At 64.2% G+C, this 13,778-nt stretch carries 15 protein-coding genes; 7 read left to right on the forward strand and 8 right to left on the reverse strand.

Translation table 11 applies throughout. The features are described from left to right. Positions 1–43 precede the first annotated feature (43 nt). Entirely contained in the window at positions 44–1,393 is a 1,350-nt protein-coding gene (gene pmbA, locus VVD47_RS20415) for a metalloprotease PmbA (protein WP_327605372.1), read from the reverse strand. Positions 1,394–1,497: 104 nt separating this feature from the next. Between pmbA and yjgA the strand changes: the two genes are divergently transcribed. The 4 genes from yjgA to VVD47_RS20435 all read left to right on the forward strand — a co-directional run bounded on the left by yjgA (position 1,498) and on the right by VVD47_RS20435 (position 5,364). Then, positions 1,498–2,061, forward strand: coding sequence for a ribosome biogenesis factor YjgA (yjgA, locus tag VVD47_RS20420; RefSeq protein WP_327605373.1), 564 nt, complete (start codon positions 1,498–1,500; stop codon positions 2,059–2,061). Further along, positions 2,054–2,641 (forward strand): molybdopterin adenylyltransferase, encoded by a 588-nt coding sequence (gene mog / locus VVD47_RS20425; RefSeq protein ID WP_327605374.1) that lies wholly within the window; start codon positions 2,054–2,056, stop codon positions 2,639–2,641. Before yjgA ends, mog begins: the two co-directional genes overlap by 8 nt. A gap of 175 nt (positions 2,642–2,816) precedes the next feature. After that, positions 2,817–3,986 (forward strand): pectate lyase, encoded by a 1,170-nt coding sequence (locus VVD47_RS20430; protein WP_327605375.1) that lies wholly within the window; start codon positions 2,817–2,819, stop codon positions 3,984–3,986. Positions 3,987–4,119: 133 nt separating this feature from the next. After that, complete coding sequence (locus tag VVD47_RS20435; RefSeq protein ID WP_327605376.1) at positions 4,120–5,364, forward strand: pectate lyase; 1,245 nt, start codon at positions 4,120–4,122, stop codon at positions 5,362–5,364. A gap of 59 nt (positions 5,365–5,423) precedes the next feature. Here the strand turns inward: VVD47_RS20435 and VVD47_RS20440 are convergent, their stop codons facing one another. The 3 genes from VVD47_RS20440 to VVD47_RS20450 all read right to left on the reverse strand — a co-directional run bounded on the left by VVD47_RS20440 (position 5,424) and on the right by VVD47_RS20450 (position 7,327). Beyond that, a complete protein-coding gene (locus tag VVD47_RS20440; RefSeq protein ID WP_327605377.1) occupies positions 5,424–6,035 on the reverse strand; it encodes a sulfite oxidase heme-binding subunit YedZ in 612 nt (203 codons plus the stop codon). After that, complete coding sequence (gene msrP / locus VVD47_RS20445) at positions 6,035–6,958, reverse strand: protein-methionine-sulfoxide reductase catalytic subunit MsrP (RefSeq protein WP_327605378.1); 924 nt, start codon at positions 6,956–6,958, stop codon at positions 6,035–6,037. The genes VVD47_RS20440 and msrP overlap by 1 nt, the downstream gene beginning before the upstream one ends. Positions 6,959–7,045: 87 nt before the next feature. Beyond that, entirely contained in the window at positions 7,046–7,327 is a 282-nt protein-coding gene (locus VVD47_RS20450) for a DUF3579 domain-containing protein (RefSeq protein ID WP_327605379.1), read from the reverse strand. Between the two features lie 289 nt (positions 7,328–7,616). Here VVD47_RS20450 and argF point away from each other — a divergent pair, with 289 nt between their 5' ends. The 3 genes from argF to rpsI all read left to right on the forward strand — a co-directional run bounded on the left by argF (position 7,617) and on the right by rpsI (position 9,540). After that, the gene (argF, locus tag VVD47_RS20455) at positions 7,617–8,546 is read left to right on the forward strand and encodes an ornithine carbamoyltransferase (RefSeq protein ID WP_327605380.1); all 930 of its coding nucleotides are present in this window, start codon (positions 7,617–7,619) and stop codon (positions 8,544–8,546) included. A 155-nt stretch (positions 8,547–8,701) separates the two neighbouring features. Further along, on the forward strand, positions 8,702–9,133 hold the full coding sequence (rplM, locus tag VVD47_RS20460; RefSeq protein WP_327605381.1) for a 50S ribosomal protein L13: 432 nt from the start codon (positions 8,702–8,704) through the stop codon (positions 9,131–9,133). Positions 9,134–9,144: 11 nt separating this feature from the next. Beyond that, positions 9,145–9,540, forward strand: coding sequence for a 30S ribosomal protein S9 (rpsI, locus tag VVD47_RS20465; protein ID WP_327605382.1), 396 nt, complete (start codon positions 9,145–9,147; stop codon positions 9,538–9,540). A 132-nt stretch (positions 9,541–9,672) separates the two neighbouring features. Here rpsI and folE2 read toward each other — a convergent pair whose 3' ends face one another. The 4 genes from folE2 to xseB all read right to left on the reverse strand — a co-directional run bounded on the left by folE2 (position 9,673) and on the right by xseB (position 13,678). Continuing rightward, on the reverse strand, positions 9,673–10,497 hold the full coding sequence (gene folE2, locus VVD47_RS20470; RefSeq protein WP_327605383.1) for a GTP cyclohydrolase FolE2: 825 nt from the start codon (positions 10,495–10,497) through the stop codon (positions 9,673–9,675). 149 nt (positions 10,498–10,646) lie between these two features. Continuing rightward, positions 10,647–12,506 carry a 1-deoxy-D-xylulose-5-phosphate synthase gene (gene dxs, locus VVD47_RS20475; RefSeq protein WP_327605384.1) on the reverse strand — a complete coding sequence of 620 codons (1,860 nt, stop codon included), beginning with the start codon at positions 12,504–12,506 and terminating at the stop codon, positions 10,647–10,649. A 30-nt stretch (positions 12,507–12,536) separates the two neighbouring features. Continuing rightward, entirely contained in the window at positions 12,537–13,430 is an 894-nt protein-coding gene (locus tag VVD47_RS20480; protein WP_327605385.1) for a polyprenyl synthetase family protein, read from the reverse strand. Next, positions 13,427–13,678 carry an exodeoxyribonuclease VII small subunit gene (xseB, locus tag VVD47_RS20485; RefSeq protein ID WP_327605386.1) on the reverse strand — a complete coding sequence of 84 codons (252 nt, stop codon included), beginning with the start codon at positions 13,676–13,678 and terminating at the stop codon, positions 13,427–13,429. Before xseB ends, VVD47_RS20480 begins: the two co-directional genes overlap by 4 nt. Between the last annotated feature and the right edge of the window lie 100 nt (positions 13,679–13,778).

The raw sequence follows: 13,778 nt of genomic DNA on the forward strand, positions 1-13,778 counted from the left end.
TGCGAGGAACGACGCACCGGCTGATGGACGCGCTGCCGCCCGTTCAGTCGCCGGCCACCGTCATCTTGCCGATGAGCACCGAGCCCGTCTGGCGCGCGCCACGCACGATGACGTCGCTGCCCACCGCCTGGATGTCGCGGAACATCTCGCGCAGGTTGCCGGCAATCGTGATCTCCGCCACGGGGTAGGCGATGCGGCCGTTCTCGATCCAGTAGCCGGCAGCGCCACGCGAGTAGTCGCCGGTCACGTAGTTGATGCCCTGGCCCAGCAATTCCGTGACCAGCAGGCCGCGCTTGATGCCGCCGATCAGGCTGTCCAGCGAATCCTTGCCGGAATGCAGGATCAGGTTGTGTGCGCCGCCGGCATTCGCGGTGGTCTGCATGCCCAGCTTGCGCGCCGAATAGCTGCCCAGGAAGTAGCCCCGCAACACGCCGTCGCTGACGACGTCACGCGCGCGGGTGGCCACGCCTTCATCGTCGAAGGGCGTGCTGCCCATGGCGCCGGGCAGGTGCGGTTCTTCGCTGATGCGTACCCCCTTGCTGAAGATCTGCTGGTCCAGCGCGCCGAGCAGGAAGGAGCTCTTGCGGTACAGGCTGCCGCCACTGGCCGCGTGCACGAAGCCGCCGATCAGGCCGCAGGCCAGCGGTGCCTCGAAGATCACCGGCACCTTGCAGGTCTTCACCTTGCGGGCGCCGACGCGGGCCAGCGTGCGCTGCGCGGCATAGCGGCCAACCTCGGCCGCCGCCGGCAATTCGGCGGCATTGCGGCGCATGGCGTACCAGTCGTCGCGCTGCATGGCGTCGTCCTCGCCGGCGATGACCGAGCAGGAGATCGAATGGCGCGAGGTCGAGAAGCCGGAGCAGAAGCCCAGGCTGTTGGCGGACACGAAATGCGACTCGTGCGTCGATACGTTGGCGCCCTCGGAATTGCGGATCTGCGGGCTGGTATCGAAGGCGGCGCTTTCGCACTCGCGCGCCAGCGTGACCGCCTGATCCACCGACAGGCCCCACGGGTGGTGCAGGCTCAGGTCCATCTGCTTGCCACGCCACAGCAGGGCTTCGTCGGCCAGCCCGGCGGCCGGATCGGCGGCGGTGAAGCGGGCGATCGACAGGGCGGCGTCGACGGTCGCATGCAGCGCTTCGCGCGAGAAGTCAGAGCTGCTGGCGTGGCCGCGTTGCTGCCCGATGTACACGGTGACGCCGATGCCCTTGTCGCGGTTGTACTCGATGGTCTCCACTTCGCCGCGGCGCACTGACACGGAATGGCCGAAGCCCTCCGACACGTCCGCCTCGCTGGCTGTCGCTCCCTGGCTGCGGGCGTAATCGGTGAGTTCGCGGGCGATGTCGGCCAGGGCATCCTGGCTGAAGTTGAAGCCGTTCTTGGGTGCAGTCATGGTGAGGCGAGGGCGGGAAAGGGGAGGAGGAAAAGGGAGGTGCCGGAGGCAGGGGCTATAATCTTACGCGTTCCGACCACCATTCTTCCGTTGCGTTTCCTGCGATGCGTCACTCCCCCCTGAATTCCGATACCGACGAGGCCGGTGCCTTCGACGGCCCCAGCAAGACGCAGCGCAAGCGCGAAATGGAAGCCCTGCAGGAGGTGGGCAAGGAGCTCACCGAACTGTCGCGCGACCAGCTTGCCAAGGTGCCGGTATCCGACCGCCTGCGCGAAGCGGTGCGGGAGATGTCGCGCATCACCAAGAACGAGGCGAAGCGCCGCCACCTGCAGTTCATCGGCCGCCTCATGCGTGACGAGGATGTCCCGCCGATCCAGGCCGCGCTGGAGGCGTTGAAGGGCAACTCGCGCGAGGAGAATGCCCGCCTGCACCGGCTGGAGGATCTGCGCGCGCGTTTCATCGAGGATGAAACCGTGCTGACCGAGATCGGCCACGCGCATCCCGGTGCCGACCTCACCCGCTTGCGTCAGCTGCGCCGCAATGCGATCAAGGAGCAGGCGGAGAATCGCCCGCCGCGCTCCTTCCGCGAGATATTCAGGATGCTGCGCGAACTGGACGGAGGTTCGCGCGAGCCGGAGCCGTCCGGCGAGGAAGCCGAGGATGAGTGACGACACGCTGCGCATCGGCCTGGTTTCGATCAGCGATCGTGCCTCGACCGGCGTCTACGAGGACAAGGGCATTCCGGCGCTGAAGGAGTGGTTTTCGCGTGCGCTGGTTTCCCCGTGGCAGGCGGAGGAGCGGCTGATCCCGGACGAGCGCAGCGTCATAGAGAACACGTTGGTCGCCCTGGCGGATCAATTTGCCTGTCATCTGATCGTCACCACGGGTGGCACGGGCCCGGCGCCGCGCGACGTGACGCCCGAAGCAACGCTCGCAATCGGCGAGCGTGAACTGCCCGGTTTCGGCGAGGAAATGCGGCGCATCTCCCGCCACTTCGTCCCCACGGCGATCCTCTCCAGACAGGTGGCGGTGATCCGCGGCTGCAGCCTCATCATCAACCTGCCGGGCCAGCCCAAGGCCATCTGCGAGACGCTGGAGGGCGTGCGTGACGCCGATGGCAAGACACTTGTCGACGGTGTCTTTGCGGCAGTGCCGTATTGCCTTGATCTCATCGGCGGTCCCTATGTGCGGACCCACGAGGCCGTGGTGAAGGCCTTTCGCCCGAAGAGCGCACAGCGGCCCGCTTGAGCACCGACCGGCGTTTGCTGCGCCGCGTCTGTCTGACTTGTAGGAATAAGTCTTACAAGTCTTGTGTATTTTCTGCGGACTGCTAAAAATACTGTGTCGCCCGACAAGCCGGACGGGCGCTCGCTCCGCAATGGAGCTGAAGCATTTCCGGCACATAACTATTTGGAGACATTTCATGTTTGCTAAGCACCTCGCGCTCGGCGTGTTCGCCGCTGCGCTGGCGACTACTGCGTTCGCCGCCAATCGTCCCGCCGGCTTCGTGACCGTCGCCACCGAAGGCAAGACCGCTTCCGTGGCAGCCAACACCAACGTGGCTTTTGGTCGTGCCGACAAGTTCTTCTACAAGTCCCTGAGCGGCAGCTTCGTGTGTAACGAAGCCACCTTCGGCGGTCGCACCGCTGGCGGTGTGAACGAGTGCTCGGTCGCTTCCAGTTCGGGTGGTGGTTCGAGTTCCTCCTCGTCGAGCTCCAGCTCGTCGTCGGGCACCGGCTCCTCGTCTTCGAGCAGCTCATCCTCATCCAGCTCGTCGAGCAGCTCTTCGTCCAGCAGTTCCTCTTCGTCGAGCTCCAGCTCGTCGTCGGGCAACGGCGTGGTCTACAACGCGTACCCGGGGTGCGAAATGCCGACCGCCACGGAAACCGTCCAGCTGGGCGCGACCTATGTGGTGCCGGCCGGCACGACCTTCGACGGCGGCAACAAGCGCTACAACCTGTCGGGTGGCAGCCAGTCGGAAGGCCAACCGGCTGTGTTCGACGTGCAGGACGGCGGCACGCTGAAGAACGTCATTATCGGTACGCTGGCTGCCGACGGTATCCACTGCCTGGGCAACTGCAACCTGCAGAACGTGTGGTGGGAAGACATCGGTGAAGATGCGGCGACGGCACTCGGCCCGGTCGGCACCAAGATGAACATCACCTGCGGTGGCGCCTACAAGGGTTCGGACAAGACCTTCCAGTTCAACGGTCGTGGCGAGCTGCACATCAGCAAGTTCTTCGCGTCCGACGCTGGCAAGCTGGCCCGCACCTGCGGCGACTGCACCGGCAACGGCGGTCCGCGCAAGGTGTTCATCACCGACGTGATCACCCGTGACGTGCCGACCATCGTGGGCATCAACAGCAACTTCGGTGACGTGGCCACCATCCGCAACCTGACGGTGAACAACAGCGGCACGGGCAAGACCAAGATCTGCCAGGTCTATCGTGGCGTCGTGAAGGGCAACGGCAGCACCTCGGCGCTGGGCGTGGAGTTCAATACGCCGAACTGCAACGTCAGCCAGTCCGATGTGACGCTGATTCCGCCGAGCCTGATGAACACCAGCGCCTGCGCGGGCTCCTGCCCGTACTGAGCGACCTGTTCGAGGTCATGGGCGGCAAGCCCTGATGCTTGAAGCAACGCCGTAGCAGGGCAACTTGCTGCGGCGTTTTCTTTTCCTGCCCGGAGTCCATTCCGGGACAGGTACAACAACGGAGACAAGACAAATGAAACGGATTCACCTCTCGCTCGGCCTGCTGGCCGCAGCGCTGGCGGGTGGCGTCTGGGCGGCCAACCGCCCGGCCGGCTACACGACCATCTGCACCGAGAACAAGACCTGCTCGGTAGCGACAGCGACCAACGTCGCATTCGGCCGTGCCGACCAGTTCTTCTACAAGACGCTCACCGGCAGCTTTGTCTGCAACCAGGCAACCTTTGGTGGCCGTGTCGGTGGTGGTAGCAATGAATGCTCGGCGCCGGGTACGCCGAACAGCAGCTCGTCGAGCAGTTCGTCTTCGAGCTCTTCCTCTTCCTCGAGCTCTTCGAGCACGTCCAGCTCCAGCACTTCGTCGTCCAACTCGTCTTCCACCAGCTCGTCGGGCACGGGGTCGTCGAGCAGCTCAAGTTCCAGTTCCTCGTCGTCCAGCAGCTCCTCCAGCTCCAGTGGTTCGAGCGGTGGCACCGGTACCTGGCTGCCGCCGGGCTACGTCAGTGGTCAGGGCTACTACCCCGGCTGCAAGCTGCCGGTCGCGACCGAGACCGTGCAACTGAGCACGCCGCTGATCGTTCCCGCCAACACCGTCTATGACGGTGGCAACAAGCGCTTCAACCTGTCCGGTGGTGGCCAGGACGAAGGCCAGCCGCCGGTGATCCAGGTGGAAGACGGCGCGACGCTGAAGAACGTGATCATCGGCGCGGCCGCGGCCGACGGCATCCACTGCATGGGCAGCTGCACGCTGACCAACGTGTGGTGGGAAGACGTGGGCGAGGACGCAGCGACCGGCAAGGGGCCCGCAGGTTCGGTGATGAACATCAACTGCGGCGGTGCGCACAAGGCCGCGGACAAGATCTTCCAGCACAACGGCCGTGGCACGGTGAACATCAGCAACTTCTACGGCGAAGGCGGCGGCAAGCTCTATCGTTCGTGCGGCGACTGCACGGCCAACGGCGGCCCGCGCCTGGTGAACATCAACCAGGTGGTGACACGTGACGTGAAGACCTACACCGGCGTCAATGTGAACTACGGCGACAAGGCCACCATCCGCAACGTGGTGCTGGACAACACCGGTTCCGACCGCGTGAAGATGTGCCAGGTGTTCATCGGCAAGGTGAAGGGCGAGGGCACGTCGGAGACGGTCGGCGTGTTCTGGAACAAGCCCTACTGCGACGTGACGGAAGCCAATGTCACGCTGCTCGGCCCGAGCCGTACCAACCCGGGTGAGTGCAACATTGGCAATTGCAGCGGTTATTGATCGATACCGGTCGCTGTCTTGCCAGCAAGCCGCAGCGGAGCGATCCGCTGCGGCTTTTTTCACGCCTTGCGGTAATGCCAGCGTGCCGCGAACAGGCCGCTGAGCAGCACCGCGTAGATGATGGGTTCGGTGAGGTCTCGCTTCACCAGCCACCAGAAGTGCAGCACCCCCAGTATCGCCACGGCATACACGGCGCGATGCAGTCTCTGCCAGTTGCGCCCGCCGATCCAGCGGATCGCAGCGTTGAAGGAGGTCAGCGCCAGCGGCACCATCAGCAGATAGGCTGCAAAGCCCAGCGTGATGAAGGGGCGCTTCACGATGTCCTTGAGGATCGCGCCCCAGTCGAAGAACTGGTCCAGCCACAGGTAGGTCGTGAGATGCAGGCTGCCGTAGAAGAACGCGAACAGTCCGAGCATGCGGCGCAGGCGCAACAGCCAGTGCAGGCCGGTGAGCTTGCGGGTCGGCGTGACCGCCAGCGTGATCAGCAGGAAGCGCAGGCACCAGTCGCCGGTGCCGTGGGTGATGGTCTCGACCGGATTCGCACCGAGCAGGTCCCGATTGAAACCCCACACCCACCACGCGAGCGGCAGCAGGGACAGCGCGAAGACGATGACCTTGGCCGCGGCGATCTGTCGTGCCGACAGCATGCGCAGGGCAGGGGGCGCCTGCATCAATACAGCTTCTTCAGGTCCATGCCGGTGTAGAGCGACGCCACTTCATTGGCATAGCCGTTGAACATCAGCGTCTTGCGCTTGGTCAGCTCGCCGATGCGGCGTTCGGTCGCCTGGCTCCAGCGCGGGTGATCCACGTTGGGATTCACGTTGGAATAGAAGCCGTACTCCTGGGGCGCGGCCACGTTCCACGCGGTCTTGGGCATCTGCTCGACCAGGCGGATCTTCACGATGGACTTGGCGCTCTTGAAACCGTATTTCCACGGCACGACGAGGCGGATCGGCGCGCCGTTCTGCGGCAGCAACTCCTCGCCGTACAGGCCGACAGCGAGGATGCTCAGCGGGTGGTTGGCCTCGTCCAGGCGCAGGCCTTCGACATAGGGCCAGTCCAGCACCGGCACGCGCAGGCCGGGCATCACCTTGGGGTCTTCCAGCGTCACGAACTCCACGTACTTGGCGCTGCCCAGCGGTTGCACCTGCTTGAGCAATGCGGAGATCGGGAAGCCGACCCACGGGATCACCATCGACCAGCCCTCGACGCAGCGCATGCGGTAGGTGCGTTCTTCCAGCGGAGCCAGCTTCAGCAATTCCTCGATGCCGAAGACCTTCGGTTTCGCGCACAGGCCTTCGACTGCCACCGACCAGGGGCGCGTCTTCAGTGCCTTGGCGTTCTCCTCGGGGTCGTACTTGCCGGTGCCGAATTCGTAATAGTTGTTATAGCTTGTGACGTCCTTCAGCCGCGTGGGGGACTCGTCCAGTTTGTAGGGGCCCGGTACGGTCGCCAGCTTGGCGGAGAACGCCGCGGGGGCAGCCAGCCAGGCCGCGCCGGCGAGCCCTGCGCGCATCAGGTCGCGGCGCTGTCGATACACCTCGCGCGGAGTGATCTCGGAAGGCTGGATGTCGGGACGGCGGCGGATCAGCATGGCGTTCTCCTGTGTCTGCGGGAGCAGACCGGGTCAGAGGCGACAAGCTTACGGCAGCGGCAGAAAGAAGGGAGTTCCCGCGGCGCCTTATTCGGGCAGGGATTCGACCTTCAGGTCGTTGTCCTTGGCGAAATTCACCAGGAAGTTGTACGCCAGCGGCTCCAGCTTGTAGATCTTGGCGTCGACCATCACGCACTTTTCGCCGGTGATGGTGCAGCCCGGGCGCACGTACGGGGAGAACTTCATTTTCCGGTCCGCACCGAAGGCAGACATGATTCCGCACAGCCGGTCGGCCCAGTCGCTGGGGCGGAAGGTCTTCCCGTCCGAAGTGACGCCGACGATGATGAAGCTGTGGAAAGGAACAGTCATGAACGCTGGTCGATTGAAGGCGGGACCGCTGGTTTCGGGCACTTGCCGCGTGGGAATGCTGCAAGCGCAAATTCGATCCGGAGTGTAACAGAAAAGCCCGCTGTGCCTTGTGTTGCAAGGTTTTCGGCGCGGCTAACAGCCTGTACAGAAAGGGTGTTTTGGCGTAGAGTCCAGCCCCTTGGTAACGGCGGCGTCAGTCGCCGTTGTGTTTTGTGGCGCCGTGCAAGGCGTCCCCTGCAATGAGAGGAGAGCGGCTGCGGAAAGCCAGTTTCGCGCCGCACACGCCATCATGAGCCTGGCACCCAAGCACTACCTGCAGTTCAACGACTTCACCCGTGACGAATACGACTGGGTGTTCGGACGCACGCGCTGGATCAAGGAAAAGTTCAAGCGCTACGAGCCTTACCACCCGTTGTTCGACCGCACGCTGGTGATGATCTTCGAGAAAGCCAGCACCCGCACCCGGCTGTCCTTCGAGGCCGGCATGCACCAGCTCGGTGGTTCGGCGATCTACCTGAACACCCGTGATTCGCAGCTTGGCCGCGGCGAGCCGGTGGAAGACGCTGCGCAGGTCATCTCGCGCATGAGCGACATCGTGATGATCCGCACCTTCGAGCAGAGCATCATCGAACGCTTTGCCAGCAACTCGCGCGTGCCGGTCATCAACGGCCTGACCAACGAGTACCACCCCTGCCAGATCATGGCCGACATCTACACCTGGATCGAGCGCAATGGCTCCATCCAGGGCAAGACGGTGGCGTGGATCGGCGACTCCAACAATGTCTGCAACACCTGGCTGCAGGCGGCGGAGGTGCTGGACTTCAACGTTCATGTCTCCACGCCGGCCGGCTACGAAGTCGAAGCCGAGCGCGCCAACCTGTACGGCACGGATCACTTCGAGCAGTTTGCCGACCCGATGGATGCCGCGCGTGGTGCGGACATCATCACCACCGACGTATGGACCTCGATGGGCTTCGAGGCCGAGAACGAAGAGCGCATGAAGGACTTCGCCGACTTCCAGGTGGATGCCGACATGATGCGCGTCGCCAACCCTGGCGCCGTGTTCATGCACTGCCTGCCCGCACACCGCGGCGAGGAAGTGGCGGCCGAGGTCATCGACGGCCCGCAGAGTGTGGTGTGGGACGAAGCCGAGAACCGTCTGCACGTGCAGAAGGCGCTCATGGAATACCTGCTGCTGGGCCGGGTCGAGGACAAATAGCCGGCCATCGGCCCCCCGCCACGGCCCATTTTTTGGTTCCGCTACCCAACGCCATTTGACAGAAAAGCCCGCGAGTGCTTAAAATCGCGGGCTTTCCGCTAGTGGTTGCCCCGTTCCACCAATCCTAGCCATAGAAAAACCCGAGGAAACTCAGAATGAAAACCTTTTCCGCCAAGCCGCAGGAAGTGACCCGCGACTGGTTCGTGGTCGATGCGACCGACAAGGTGCTTGGCCGTCTGGCCAGCCAGATCGCCCATCGCCTGCGTGGCAAGCACAAGGCCATCTACACCCCGCACGTGGACACGGGCGACTTCATCGTTGTGGTGAACGTCGACAAGCTGCGCGTGACCGGCGACAAGGCCCTGGACAAGAAGTACTACCGTCACTCCGGTTACCCGGGCGGTATCTACGAAACCAACTTCACCAAGCTGCAACAGCGCTTCCCCGAGCGCGTGCTGGAGAAGGCCGTCAAGGGCATGCTGCCCAAGGGCCCGCTCGGCTACGCCATGCTCAAGAAGCTGAAGTGCTACGCCGGTGCTGCTCACCCGCACACCGCCCAGCAACCCAAAGCGCTTGAGATCGCTTAAGGAGCCCTGAAATGCCCGTTGGACAGTACAACTACGGTACCGGCCGCCGCAAAACTGCGGTGGCACGTGTGTTCATCAAGGCCGGTTCCGGCAAGATCGTCGTGAACGGCAAGCCGCTGGATGAGTTCTTCTCCCGCGAAACCGGCCGCATGATCGTGCGCCAGCCGCTGCAACTGACCGAAACCGCTGATCGCTTTGACATCCTGGTGAACGTCTCCGGTGGTGGTGAGTCCGGCCAGGCCGGTGCCGTGCGCCACGGTATCACCCGCGCACTGATCGACTACGATGCAGAGCTGAAGGGCACCCTGAAGCGCGCTGGCTTCGTGACCCGCGATGCACGTGAAGTCGAACGTAAGAAGGTCGGTCTGCACGGCGCCCGCCGTCGCAAGCAGTTCTCCAAGCGTTAATCGCCGGCGAACGCCGACTCGGAAAAGCCCGCTCATCGAGCGGGCTTTTTTATTTGTGGTTCGGCGTCGGGCTGAAATGAAAAAGCCGCGCAATTGCGCGGCTCTTGTCATGCCAGACAGGCAGGCTGCAGCTCAGAGCGGATGCTTGCGCTTGTCGCGGCTGATCAGCGCATAGGCCGAGTGGTTGTGGATGGACTCGAAATTCTCGGACTCCACCACGTAGGCGTCGATGCGCTTCTCGGCGTTCAGTTGCGTCGCCACGTCGCGCACCATGTCTTCCACGAACTTGGGGTTCTCGTAGGCGCGCTCGGTCACGTACTTCTCGTCCGGGCGCTTGAGCAGGCCGTACAGCTCGCAGGAAGCCTGCTGCTCGACGAACTGGACGATCTCCTCGATCCACACATCGGCATTGGTGGTGGCGCTGACGGTGACGTGCGAGCGCTGGTTGTGCGCGCCGTACTGGGAAATCTTCTTGGAGCAGGGGCACAGGCTGGTGACAGGCACCAGCACCTTCATGGTGAACTGGTACTGGTTGCCCGGCAGGATCTCGCCGATGAACACCACTTCGTAGTCCAGCAGGCTCTGCACGCCGGAAACGGGAGCGGTCTTGTTGATGAAGTAGGGGAAGCGCATCTCCAGGTGGCCGGTCTCGGCCTCCAAGCGCTCCACCATCTGGCGCAGCATCGGCTCGAAGTTCTCGACCGAAATCTCGCGGTCATGCGAGTTCAGGATCTCGACGAAGCGCGACATGTGGGTGCCCTTGAAGTTATGGGGCAGGCCGACATACATGTCGAAATTGGCGATGGTGTGCTGCACGCCCTCGCTCCGGTCCTTGACCTTGACCGGATGGCGGATCGACTTGATGCCGACGCGATCGATGGCGAGGTGGCGAAGGTCTTCTGAACTCTGCACGTCCGGCATTGCGGCCAGATTCGAGGGAGGTGTCACTGCATTCATGATGATCCTGCCGCCAGCACGACGTTGCGCCGGCCGTGAAAAAGGGAGTCGGAAAGTCTAATAATGTTGAGCAAAAGACTCAACTATTAGTTCCATAGTTCCTTAGAAGAACTGCGGGGCTGACGACGGCCCCGGTACGGGGCCTGTCTTCAGGCGGCGAAGGCCGGATGAGCGCGGATGGCTGCCTCGATGCCGGCCACGTCCAGCCCGATGGCGCTCAGCAATTGCTGTTGCTCGCCGTGATCGATGAAATGATCCGGCAGGCCCAGCGTCAGGACGCTGACGTCGAGGCCGGCCTCATGGACGAGGCGCGCCACTTCGGCGCCGGCGCCGCCCGTGATCGCATTCTCTTCCAGCGTGACAAGCAGGCGGTGACGGGCTGCCAGCTGCAGGACCAGTTCGCGGTCGATCGGCTTGGCGAAACGCATGTTGGCGACGCTGGCGTCCAGCTTGTCGCCGACCTTCAGCGCGTCGTGCAGCAGGGTGCCGAAAGCCAGCAGGGCAAGCCTGCTGCCCTCACGGCGCATCTCGCCGCGGCCGATCGGCAGCACGTCCAGGGTGCTGGCGGGCTTGCTGCCATTGCCGCTGCCGCGCGGGTAACGCACCGCAGTCGGGCCGTCGTGATGGTAGGCGGTGCTGAGCAGCTGCCGGCATTCGGCCTCGTCGCTCGGCGTCATCACCACCATGTTGGGCACGCACAGCAGGTAGGAAATATCGAAAGCGCCGTGGTGCGTCGCGCCGTCCGCGCCGACCAGGCCGCCGCGGTCCACGGCCAGCATCACCGGCAGGTTCTGCAGGGCGATGTCATGGATCAGCTGGTCGTAGGCGCGTTGCAGGAAGGTGGAATAGATCGCCACCACCGGGCGCAAGCCCTCGCAGGCGAGGCCGGCCGCGAAGGTCAGTGCATGCTGTTCGGCGATGCCGACATCGAAATAACGCTTCGGATACTCCTGCTCGAAGCGCACGAGGCCGGAGCCTTCGCGCATGGCGGGGGTGATCGCCATCAGCTTGTCGTCCGCGGCGGCCATGTCGCACAGCCAGTCGCTGAAAACCTGGGTGAAGGTCAGCTTTCCCCCACCCTTGCCGGTCTGGATGCCGGCGCTGTGATCGAACTTGCCGACACCGTGGTACAGCACCGGGTCGGCTTCCGCCAGTTTGTAGCCCTGGCCCTTGCGGGTGACGATGTGCAGGAACTGCGGGCCTTTCAGCTTGCGCAGGTTCTGCAGGGTCGGGATCAGCGCGTCCAGGTCGTGTCCGTCGATCGGGCCGATGTAGTTGAAGCCGAACTCCTCGAACAGCGTGCCGGGCGTGACCATGCCCTTGACGTGTTCTTCCACGCGCTTGGCCAGCTCCAGCATGCTGTTGGAGACGCTCAGCACCTTCTCGCCGGCGCGGCGCGCGGCGTTGTAGGTCTTGCCGGAGAGCAGGCGGGCGAGGATGTTCGACAGCGCGCCCACCGGCGGCGAGATCGACATCTCGTTGTCGTTGAGGATCACCAGCAGGTCGGCGTCCATGACGCCCGCGTTGTTCAGGGCCTCGAAGGCCATGCCGGCGCTCATCGCACCGTCGCCGATCACCGCGATGGCGCGGCGGTCTTCGCCCTTCGCCTTGGCGGCGACGGCCATGCCGAGCGCGGCGGAGATCGAGGTGGACGAGTGCGCGGTGCCGAAGGTGTCGTAGTTGCTTTCGCTACGCCGCGGAAAGCCGGAGATGCCTTCCCACTGGCGCAGCGTGGCCATTGCCTCGCGGCGGCCGGTCAGCACCTTGTGGCCGTAGGTCTGGTGCCCCACGTCCCACACGATGCGGTCTTCCGGCGTGTCGTAGACGTAGTGCAGGGCGATGGTGAGCTCCACCGTCCCGAGGTTAGACGACAGGTGTCCGCCGGTCTTCGATACCGATTCAAGCAGGAAGGCGCGCAGCTCGTCAGCGAGTTGCGGCAGCTGGCGGCGGTCCAGCGCGCGCAGTGTCGTGGGTGAATCGATGGTGTCGAGCAGGGGGTAGGACGACATGTCGTATCGGGGCGAAGGTTTGGGGCCGTCTCAGAACGGGCGGCTCACGATGTAGTCGGTCAGCTCGCGCAGGCGCAGCGCGCGATCGCCGAAGCCGGCGAGGGCGGCATGCGCTTCGGTAGCGAGTTCGCGTGCGAGTTCGCGCGACTCTTCCAGGCCGAGGATGCTGACGTAGGTCGGTTTGTCGTTGGCCGCGTCCTTGCCGGCGGTCTTGCCCAGCGTGGCGGTGTCGGCCACCGTGTCGAGGATGTCGTCGACCACCTGGAACAGCAGGCCGATGCATTTTGCGTAGTGATCCAGGCGCTCCAGCTCCTCGTCGCTGACTTCACCCAGCAGGGCGCCGGTCAGCACCGCCGCGCGGATCAGTGCGCCGGTCTTGTGGATGTGCATGAACTCCAGCTCGGGGCGGGTCAGCGCCTTGCCGACCGAGGCGAGATCGATGGCCTGGCCACCGGCCATGCCGCGCGAGCCGGAAGCGCGGCTCACGACCTGCAGCACGCGCAGCTGGCGCGTTGCGTCGTCGCTCAACACGTTGTGCGACAGCAGCTCGAAGGCCAGCGTCTGCAGGGCATCGCCCACCAGCAGCGCGGTGGCTTCGTCGTACTGGATGTGCACGGTCGGCTTGCCACGGCGCAGGTCGTCGTCGTCCATGCAGGGCATGTCGTCATGCACCAGCGAGTAGACGTGGATGCACTCCAGCGCGCTGGCTGCGATCTCCACGCGTGCTGCGTCGGCGCCGGCTACTTCACCAGCGGCGAAGGCCAGCAGCGGGCGTACGCGCTTGCCACCACCCAGCGTGGTGTAGCGCATTGCTTCATGCAGGCGCTCGGGTACCTGGCTGGCTGGCGGCAGCAGTCGCTCCAGCGCTGCTTCCGTGCAGCGCTGGGTGGCCAGCATCCAGTCCTGGAACTTCGGCGTACTCATGCGGACTCACCGCGGGAAAGCGGGATTTCGGTATCGACCATCTGGTCCTGTTCGAGCACGCGGATGCGTTGCTCGGCGACGTCCAGCCGACCCTGGCACTGACGCAGCAGGGCAACGCCACGCTGGTAGCGTTGCAGCGATTCTTCCAGCGGCAACTCGCCCGCCTCCATGTCGGCAACGATGCGTTCCAGTTCCGCGAGGGCTTCCTCGAAGCTGGGTTCGGTGCTGGCGGGAGCGGCTTTCGGCATGGCTGGGCTGCGGATGGGTTACGTAAAGGGTAAAGGGAAAGGGTACGGGGTGAAACCGCGGGGCTTACCCCGGGGAAAGCCGGCCATTATAATGGAACGC

The organism is Uliginosibacterium sp. H1 (genome assembly GCF_036017065.1).
Lineage (GTDB): Bacteria > Pseudomonadota > Gammaproteobacteria > Burkholderiales > Rhodocyclaceae > Uliginosibacterium.

Excerpts from the sequence above, each read along its gene's own strand:
- rpsI (WP_327605382.1), top strand. The coding sequence starts at position 9,145 with ATGCCCGTTGGACAGTACAACTACGGTACCGGCCGCCGCAAAACTGCG.
- VVD47_RS20435 (WP_327605376.1), top strand. The coding sequence starts at position 4,120 with ATGAAACGGATTCACCTCTCGCTCGGCCTGCTGGCCGCAGCGCTGGCG.
- VVD47_RS20450 (WP_327605379.1), bottom strand. The coding sequence starts at position 7,327 with ATGACTGTTCCTTTCCACAGCTTCATCATCGTCGGCGTCACTTCGGAC.
- VVD47_RS20480 (WP_327605385.1), bottom strand. The coding sequence starts at position 13,430 with ATGAGTACGCCGAAGTTCCAGGACTGGATGCTGGCCACCCAGCGCTGC.
- folE2 (WP_327605383.1), bottom strand. The coding sequence starts at position 10,497 with ATGAATGCAGTGACACCTCCCTCGAATCTGGCCGCAATGCCGGACGTG.
- argF (WP_327605380.1), top strand. The coding sequence starts at position 7,617 with ATGAGCCTGGCACCCAAGCACTACCTGCAGTTCAACGACTTCACCCGT.
- dxs (WP_327605384.1), bottom strand. The coding sequence starts at position 12,506 with ATGTCGTCCTACCCCCTGCTCGACACCATCGATTCACCCACGACACTG.
- rplM (WP_327605381.1), top strand. The coding sequence starts at position 8,702 with ATGAAAACCTTTTCCGCCAAGCCGCAGGAAGTGACCCGCGACTGGTTC.
- VVD47_RS20430 (WP_327605375.1), top strand. The coding sequence starts at position 2,817 with ATGTTTGCTAAGCACCTCGCGCTCGGCGTGTTCGCCGCTGCGCTGGCG.
- yjgA (WP_327605373.1), top strand. The coding sequence starts at position 1,498 with ATGCGTCACTCCCCCCTGAATTCCGATACCGACGAGGCCGGTGCCTTC.
- xseB (WP_327605386.1), bottom strand. The coding sequence starts at position 13,678 with ATGCCGAAAGCCGCTCCCGCCAGCACCGAACCCAGCTTCGAGGAAGCC.
- msrP (WP_327605378.1), bottom strand. The coding sequence starts at position 6,958 with ATGCTGATCCGCCGCCGTCCCGACATCCAGCCTTCCGAGATCACTCCG.
- mog (WP_327605374.1), top strand. The coding sequence starts at position 2,054 with ATGAGTGACGACACGCTGCGCATCGGCCTGGTTTCGATCAGCGATCGT.
- VVD47_RS20440 (WP_327605377.1), bottom strand. The coding sequence starts at position 6,035 with ATGCAGGCGCCCCCTGCCCTGCGCATGCTGTCGGCACGACAGATCGCC.
- pmbA (WP_327605372.1), bottom strand. The coding sequence starts at position 1,393 with ATGACTGCACCCAAGAACGGCTTCAACTTCAGCCAGGATGCCCTGGCC.